The organism is Streptomyces sp. 8N114, from assembly GCF_052245835.1.
GTDB lineage: Bacteria > Actinomycetota > Actinomycetes > Streptomycetales > Streptomycetaceae > Streptomyces.
In genome coordinates this window covers 106,115-114,021 of the sequence record NZ_JBQQBT010000021.1, presented here as the reverse complement: position 1 = coordinate 114,021, position 7,907 = coordinate 106,115, and the positions used below count along the sequence as shown (strand labels likewise).

General features: G+C 69.1%; 5 protein-coding genes. 1 reads left to right on the top strand and 4 read right to left on the bottom strand.

Going from position 1 to position 7,907, the window contains the following annotated elements; all coding sequences use genetic code 11:
• Window positions 1-20: 20 nt before the first annotated feature.
• From ACTWQF_RS29830 to ACTWQF_RS29815, 4 genes are all read right to left on the bottom strand, one after another.
• Window positions 21-782: a DeoR/GlpR family DNA-binding transcription regulator gene (locus ACTWQF_RS29830; protein WP_443282843.1), complete on the bottom strand. Its 762-nt coding sequence runs from the start codon at window positions 780-782 to the stop codon at window positions 21-23.
• A 287-nt stretch (window positions 783-1,069) separates the two neighbouring features.
• The gene (locus tag ACTWQF_RS29825) at window positions 1,070-2,086 is read right to left on the bottom strand and encodes a sigma-70 family RNA polymerase sigma factor (RefSeq protein WP_443282842.1); all 1,017 of its coding nucleotides are present in this window, start codon (window positions 2,084-2,086) and stop codon (window positions 1,070-1,072) included.
• Between the two features lie 556 nt (window positions 2,087-2,642).
• The gene (locus ACTWQF_RS29820) at window positions 2,643-4,199 is read right to left on the bottom strand and encodes an MFS transporter (RefSeq protein ID WP_443282841.1); all 1,557 of its coding nucleotides are present in this window, start codon (window positions 4,197-4,199) and stop codon (window positions 2,643-2,645) included.
• A 225-nt stretch (window positions 4,200-4,424) separates the two neighbouring features.
• Complete coding sequence (locus ACTWQF_RS29815) at window positions 4,425-5,090, bottom strand: TetR/AcrR family transcriptional regulator (RefSeq protein ID WP_443282840.1); 666 nt, start codon at window positions 5,088-5,090, stop codon at window positions 4,425-4,427.
• Between the two features lie 843 nt (window positions 5,091-5,933).
• Here ACTWQF_RS29815 and ACTWQF_RS29810 point away from each other — a divergent pair.
• On the top strand, window positions 5,934-7,838 hold the full coding sequence (locus ACTWQF_RS29810; RefSeq protein ID WP_443282839.1) for a glycoside hydrolase family 3 protein: 1,905 nt from the start codon (window positions 5,934-5,936) through the stop codon (window positions 7,836-7,838).
• Window positions 7,839-7,907: the final 69 nt, after the last annotated feature.

Genomic DNA, 7,907 nt, shown 5'->3' with positions numbered 1-7,907 from the left:
GGGCGGGGAGGGGGAGGGGGTCAGACGCGTTTGACGTTGGTGCCCTGGGCTTCAACAGCGCGGGCCACGTCCGAGCTCAGGCCGGTGTCGGTGATCAGGAGATCGACGTGTGAGAGGTCGCCGAAGCGGGCGAAGTACTCCTGGCCCGCTTTTGTGGAGTCAGCGAGCAGGACCACGTGCCGGGCCGCCGCCATGATCGTGCGTTTGACGGCGGCCTCGGCCAGATCGGGGGTGGTGAGTCCGCCGTCGACGGAGAAACCGTTTGTGGCGAGGAAGAGGACGTCGGCCTTGATCTCGCCGTAGGTCCGCAGAGCCCACGCGTCGACGGCAGCACGGGTGCGATGCCGTACCCGGCCGCCGACGATGTGCAGCTCGATCCCAGCATGGTCGGCCAGCCGGGCGGCGGTGGGAAGGGCGTGGGTGACGACCGTCAGCGATGCGTCCATGGGGATCGCCGCGGCGAGCCGGGCCGTGGTGCTGCCGGCGTCGAGTATGACGCTGCCTTCCGGGGGCAGCTCGGCGAGGGCGGCCTGCGCGATGCGGTCCTTCTCCTCGGTCGCCGACGACTCCCGGGCGGCCAGGTCGGGTTCGAAGTCGAGGCGCCCCGCAGGGATGGCACCACCGTGGACGCGGCGCACAAGCCCGGCACGGTCCAGAGCCTTGAGGTCACGGCGGACCGTCTCGGCGGTGACATCGAACTCGGCCGCCAAGGACGGCACGTCCACGCGTCCTTGCTCTTCCGCGAGGCGGAGGATGGCCTGCTGGCGCTCCGGTGCGTACATGCGGGATCAGGTCCGTTCTGTGCCCGGCCGTGTTGGTTCTCCGTGAGACTACGACCGCGTGTCCGGAAAGTAAACACATCCGGGCATCGCTTCGGGCACGAACAGACATCGGCGGGGAGAGAACGAAAGGGAGGGGTGGAGAGAGGGCCGGGGGGACGGGGGCCCGGAGAGAGAACCCTCAGGGGGAGAGAAGCGGACAGCAAAGAGCCCCGGCGCTCGGGGGAAGGCACCGGGGCTCGTCTATGGGGGCGACGACGGGGCAGGCTCGGAGGACCCGCCGGCGGCGGTTACGCCGCCTCGTCGAAGCCCGTGTCATGGGCCATCTTCTTCAGCTCCAGAAGGGCGTGCTTCTCGATCTGGCGGATGCGCTCTCGGGTGAGGCCGTGCTGCTTGCCCACCTCGGTGAGAGTGCGCTCACGCCCGTCGACCATGCCGTAGCGGGCCTTGATGATCGAGGCAGTGCGGTCGTCGAGCCTGCTGATGAGGTCGTCGAGCTCTTCCCGTCGTAGCACCGTGAGCACGGACTGCTCGGGGGAGGCGGCCGAGGTGTCCTCCAGCAGGTCACCGAACTGGGTCTCGCCCTCGTCGTCGACCGACATGTTCAGGCTGACCGGGTCGCGTGCCCAGTCGAGCACGTCGGTGACGCGCTCCGGCGTGGAGTTGAGCTCCGCCGCGACCTCCTCCGGCTCCGGGTCACGGCCGTGCTCGCGGTTGAACTCGCGCTGCACCCGGCGGATGCGGCCCAGTTCCTCCACGAGGTGCACGGGAAGCCGGATGGTGCGGGACTGGTCGGCGATCGAGCGGGTGATGGCCTGGCGGATCCACCACGTCGCGTACGTGGAGAACTTGAAGCCCTTGGTGTAGTCAAACTTTTCCACCGCGCGCACAAGGCCGGCGTTCCCTTCCTGGATCAGGTCCAGCAGGGGCAGGCCGCTGCGCGGGTAGCGGCGGGCCACAGCCACCACGAGGCGCAGGTTGGAGCGGATGAAAATATCCTTTGCCCGTTCGCCTTCGGCGACGATGGCCTCAAGTTCCTCACGGCTCATGGTCGCGCTGGGCGAGTCGCTCGAGACCGGCTTCTCGAGACCGGCCAGGATACGCTGGGCGTAGACGCCCGCTTCTATCGCGAGCGACAGCTCGACTTCCTTGGCGGCGTCCAGCAGCGGGGTGCGGGCGATCTCGTCGAGATACATGCCGACCAGGTCGCGGTCCGCGACTTCGCTGCCTGCGGCGCGAACACTGCTTGCCGTGTCGGAGACACCGGTCGTGTTCTCCTGACGACGGGCGACGGCACGGGTTGCCATGCGTGCTCCCTTGCGAGTGGTCTGAAAACTTTGGCCTGGTGGCTGACTCGGACACTTCACGAGTGCCCGCCTTGCGTAGATGTCAACGGCTGGAATCCGGACTAAATTCCCAACCCGCGCAACATTTTTCCGATCATGCAGTAGACTGCGCGGCTACCCATACGGGCATGACGGTGACAGAGCGCACTCAGGCGCTGGTCGGAGCGGTGTGGAGCTGCTCCGGGCAGGTTGTCGGGGCCACTCCGCGGCTGCCGGGCGGGCATCGTCGTCGACGCCCTTCACCCGACTAGACGGCTGGTGTTCCCTCTTGGTTGCGTGACCCTCCTCGCAGCCCGCTGCCGACCTGTCTCCGGCTCAGCCACTGCCGCCGGGCGCCCAGCCGCAGCAGGAAGCACGAGAGCGGCCCTCGTACCCCCTGGGCAGGGGGTACGAGGGCCGCCAGTCGGCCTTGTGGCCGCGCCGCGCCGACCACACCGCAACGTGCCATCCGGGCCATGCCGTGACCGGATCATGCGGTGACGCACCGCGACGCGTTACGACGAGCCGCGACGTGCCGTCAGTGCATGGCCGCCAGTACCGGCTCCGGCTCGCCGCCGGGGCCGTCGCTGTCGGTCTCGCCGTCGAGCGTCTTGTCGGGAGCCTGGTTGCCCCCGCCCCGGGCGTTCACGAGGACCGTCACGATCGCGGCGGAGACGAGCAGGATGCCCACCGCCCACCAGATCGCCGAGGTGTAGCCGTGCACCATGGCTTCCAGCTTCAGCATCTGCTGCGCGGGCTTGCTGGTGGCCTGTGCGACGTGATCGGTGACGTACGAGGTGGTGGCGCTGGCCGCGATGGTGTTCAGCAGCGCCGTACCGATGGCACCACCGACCTGCTGCGAGGTGTTGACCATGGCGGAGGCGACACCGGCGTCACTCGGCCGAACACCGTGCGTGGCCAGGGACATCGCGGGCATGAACGCCGTACCGAGCCCGAGACCCAGCAGAATCATGGCGGGCAGGATCAGCGCCGGGTAGGAGCTGTCCACCTCGAGCTGGGTCAGCAGCAGCATGCCCAGCGCCGCGGTCAGGAAGCCGGGCGCCATCAGCAGGCGGGCCGGTACCCGGTTCATCAGCCGCGCCCCGATCTGGGTGGAGCCGGTGATCATGCCGGCCACCATCGGGAGGAACGCCACACCGGTGCGCACCGGCGAGTAGTCCTTGACCACCTGGAGGTAGTACGTCAGGAACAGGAAGAGGCCGAACATCGCGATGACGGCCAGGCCGAGCGACAGGTAGACACCACCGCGGTTGCGGTCGGTGACCACGCGGAGCGGCAGCAGCGGTGCCCGGACCTTGGACTCGACCAGGGCGAACGCGCCCAGCAGCACGACCGACGCGACGAACATGGCGATGGTGCCGCCGTCGCTCCAGCCGTCGGTCTCCGCACGGGTGAATCCGTACACCAGCGCGACGAGGCCGAGCGTGGAGAGGACGACGCCGGGGATGTCGAGCGCGGACCGGTTCCGGGTGCCGGACGGCTCGCGGATGACGCTGATGGCGCCGAGGGCGGCGATGACCGCGAACGGGACGTTGACGTAGAAGGTCCAGCGCCAGTCCATGTACTCGGTCAGCAGACCGCCGAGGATCAGGCCGATGGCTCCGCCACCGCCCGCGATGGCGCCGTAGATGCCGAACGCCTTGGCGCGCTCCTTGCCGTCGGTGAACATGACCGCGAGCAGGGACAGCGCAGCCGGTGCGAGCAGCGCGCCGAACGCACCCTGCAGCGCCCGCGCCGCCAGCATCATGGCCTCTCCGGTCGCGGCACCGCCGAGGGCCGAGGCTGCCGCGAAGCCGATGAGTCCGGTCACGAAGGCGCGCTTACGGCCCCACATGTCGGCGATCCGACCGCCGAAGAGCAGCAGCCCGCCGAAGGCCAGGGCGTAGGCGGTGATGACCCACTGCCGGTTGGCGTCGGATATGCCCAGATCGGCCTGGGCGGAGGGAAGCGCGATGTTCACGATCGTCGCGTCGAGGACGACCATGAGCTGCGCGATGGCGATGAAGGCCAGCGCCTTCCATCGCCGGGGGTCGAGCCCGGCCTTGGTATCGGCCGTAGATGGCGTTTCTGGCATGGATGTGCCTACCTCACGGTGCGGAGTACGAAAAAGGGACGTGGACGGGCGTAAAAGGGACGTTGCTGAGCACTCGGCGCGACTCTCAGCGGGTCCAGGACAGGTGCCGCTGCGGATCCGTACGGGCCCCCCGCGCTCGTACGGATCCAGGTGCTGGGAGGACAGACTCAGGAGGGGAGGAAAATTGAGCGGTGCGGCAACCGCTCGATGCTCCGGCTACGGAGATCAGTTGTCCTGTCGCAGTTCCTCCAGGGTCGCGGGGTGGCCGGGCAGTTGAGACTTGGCGGGGGCGCGCAGCCCGTCGAGGAAGAGCTGCACATGGCGTTCGACGAAGCGTTCGATGCGCTGGCAGCCGACGCCCGGCAGTGGCCGGGTGAGCTGGCTGAGCGCGACGGTCACGTCGCCGACGCCGATGTCGGTACGCACCTCGCCCGCCTCCTGGGCCCGCCGGATGAGCTCGTGGGTCAGCCCTTCGACCCGCTTGCGAGCCGCCAGACAGTGCGGCTCATCCGGGTCGAAGCGCCCCGTGAGCATGGGGCAGAGCGCTCCGATGCGCTCTTCCGCCGCGGCGAACACGAAGCGGCGCAGCGCCTCGAAGGAGTTCCCCTCCTCGGTAAGTGCCCGCTCGGCCCGTTCCGCGATCCGCTCCGTGACGGCATGCATCACTCCGTGCACGAGCGAGTCCCGGTCGGGGAAGTGCCGGTAGAGGGTCGCATTTCCGACCCCCGCAGCGCGAGCGATTTCATCGAGGGACGCGTCCGCCCCGTGGACGACGAATGCCTCGCGGGCCGCGTTGAGGATGCGCTCACGGTTACGGACAGCGTCGGCACGCCCTTTGGGCGCGACGCCTTCTACGGTGACGCGCTTTGTGGCGGCTGTTGCGCTGCCCATCTGTGACTCCTCGCTCCTCAAAGCTGACTGACGTGGTGACTGGTGCGGTGGCTGTGCGGTCGGTTCCCCTGGTGCGGTTCCGTCCTCGGTTTCGGTCGGGCGAAATCGGTGGGCCGTTGGTACGCCGATGCCGACATCTGTGTCGGCGAGTGTGGCGAGTGTGGTGTGCGGTGGTGGTGCTGTGCGTCGTACGGGGTTGGCATGGCGGCGGTGCGCGGTGGCGCACCAGAGGTTGTGCTGTGGTCCTCGATCCGGGGACTTGGTCCCCGTTTCGTGAAGACGCCTATGTAAACGGGGACGCGCTCCCCGGTTATTTCCCCTGACCACTGTGACTCACCTCACGAACATCAGCCGCCACACGGATACACACGGCCCCGCCCAAGAGAACGGAACGGCAGTGTCCGAGTCGGCCGAGACCATCCCGTCCAGGTCGCTGTCATCCCCTACTCCGCGACCGGCACGATTGCCACCTCGCCCCCACCACGTCGGCGGCCTCCTCTCCCCTCCCGGCCGCACAGACGCGTCGGCGTACGAGGACGGCAACCCTTGCCGCACCTTCCACGTAGACGGGCAGGGCCAAAAGCCGGTCGCCGGCACCGCGTTGAAGGCGACCCACGAAACTGCCGAGCGGGTGGTACGGATGACGCAGGCGCTCAAGGTGGGGCTCACGGGGAGTGAGGGGCGGTTTCCGCTGGCAGGCGCACCCGACGCCACTGGACTGGACCCATGAAGTCCCGCGCGGCATCTGGCCCGAGTCGTCGTCACGCTGGGACGATGCTGTTGCATCCAGCGGTGACCCCCACATGACCACATGCTCCACCCACACATGTGAGGAGCGTTCCGATGCAACAGCAGCCCACCTCTCGTAGACACCTCATCGCCGCTGCGGCGGGCACGGCGGCTGGGATCGGCATCACCGCCTCCTCGGTGCCGGCCGCTGCACACGCCGTCCGCTCCGCGACCTCGGCCCTGTCCGGCAAGCTGTCCGACCCGTCTTCCACCTCCCTGGCCGGCTCGTCGACCGGTGCGTCGGCGCACGTCTCCTCCTCCGCCGTCCGTGCCCGGGCAGCGGCTCTGCTGCGCCGGATGAGTCTCGACGAGAAGATCGGGCAGCTGTTCGTCATCGAGATCTACGGGCAGACCGCGGATACGGAGCACGACGGAAATCGCAAGCTGTACGGCGTCCCGACCCCGGCCGAAGTGATCCGGAAGTACCGTCCGGGCGGCGTCATCTACTTCGACGCCCGCCGGGGCGCCGACAACGTCCGCGAGCCGCGGCAGATCGCGCGGCTGTCCAACGGACTCCAGCGCGCCGCCGTACGCACCGGTGCCCGCGTACCGCTGCTCGTTTCCATCGACCAGGAGGGTGGCAGCGTCGTCTACCGGATGCTGGAGCCCGCCACCCAGCTTCCGGGCAACATGGCCCTGGCCGCGACCCGCTCCACGCGCGACGCTTTCGACAGCGCGGACATCATCGGCACCGAGCTGGCCGCTGTCGGCATCAACCAGAACTATGCGCCCGTCGCGGACGTCAACATCAACCCGGCGAACCCGGTGATCGGCGTTCGCTCGTTCGGGTCGGACACCCAGCTGTGCTCCCGGTTCGTCTCCACCGCCGTACGCGGCTACCACCGGGGCGGCGTCGCCAGTGCGGCCAAACACTTCCCCGGGCACGGCGACACGGACGTCGACAGTCACACCGGTCTCCCCGAGATCAAGCACACCAGATCCGAGCTGGACCGTATCGACCTGCCGCCGTTCCGCGCGGCCATCCGGCGCGGAGTCGACACGATCATGACGGCGCACATCGTCGTCCCCGCGCTGGATCCCTCCCGAGTGCCCGCGACCATGTCGCGGCCGATCGTGACCGGGCTGCTGCGCGAGCAGCTGGGCTTCACGGGCCTCATCGTGACGGACGCACTGGACATGGGCGGCGCCACGGCGGACTTCCCGCCCGACGTCGCACCCGTACGCTCCTTTCAGGCGGGCTGCGACCAGCTGGTACTGGCCCCGAAGCCGGAGGTGGCCTTCGGCGCCGTACGGGACGCCGTACGGTCCGGCGCGATCCCGGAGGAGCGGCTGGACGAGTCCGTGCGTCGGATCCTCGAACACAAGCTGCGGCGAGGGCTGTTCCCCTCCCCGTACGTGAGTGAGCGGCGCGCCGCGCGGATCGTCGGCAGCAGGCGGCACCGTTCGCATGCCCGGCAGATCACCGAGCGGACCATCACCCTGATCCGGAACGAGAACGGTGCTCTCCCGCTCCCCCACACCCCCGGCACCGTCCTCGTCACCGGCTGGGGCACCGCACCCCTCGCCGCCCTCGCACGCGCCATCGGCGAACAGCGCGGCCAGCGCACGACCACCCTGGAGACCGGCAGCAGGCCGGACGCCACCAAGGTCACCGAGGCGACGGATGCGGCCCGCACCCACGACGTCACAGTCGTCCTCGCCAACGCCTCCGCAGCCGGCAAGGAGGACGGCGCCGCCCAGGCCAAGCTGATCGACTCCCTGGTCGCCACGGGCCGACGGGTGATCGTTGCGGGCGTCCGCCTGCCCTACGACATCCGCCGCTTCCCCGATGTCCCCGCCTATCTGGCGACCTACAACTACGGCACACCCTCCATGACGGCCCTCGCCCGCGTCCTCTACGGCGAAGTCATCCCCCGCGGCAAACTCCCCGTCCCCATCCCCGCCCTCGACACCCCCGGCCGCCCCCTCTATCCCTTCGGCCACGGCCTGCACTACTGACACCCCACCGGCGGCACACCAACCCCATCACTGACGGCACAACGACGTTGCCGACGGCGATCCCCCATC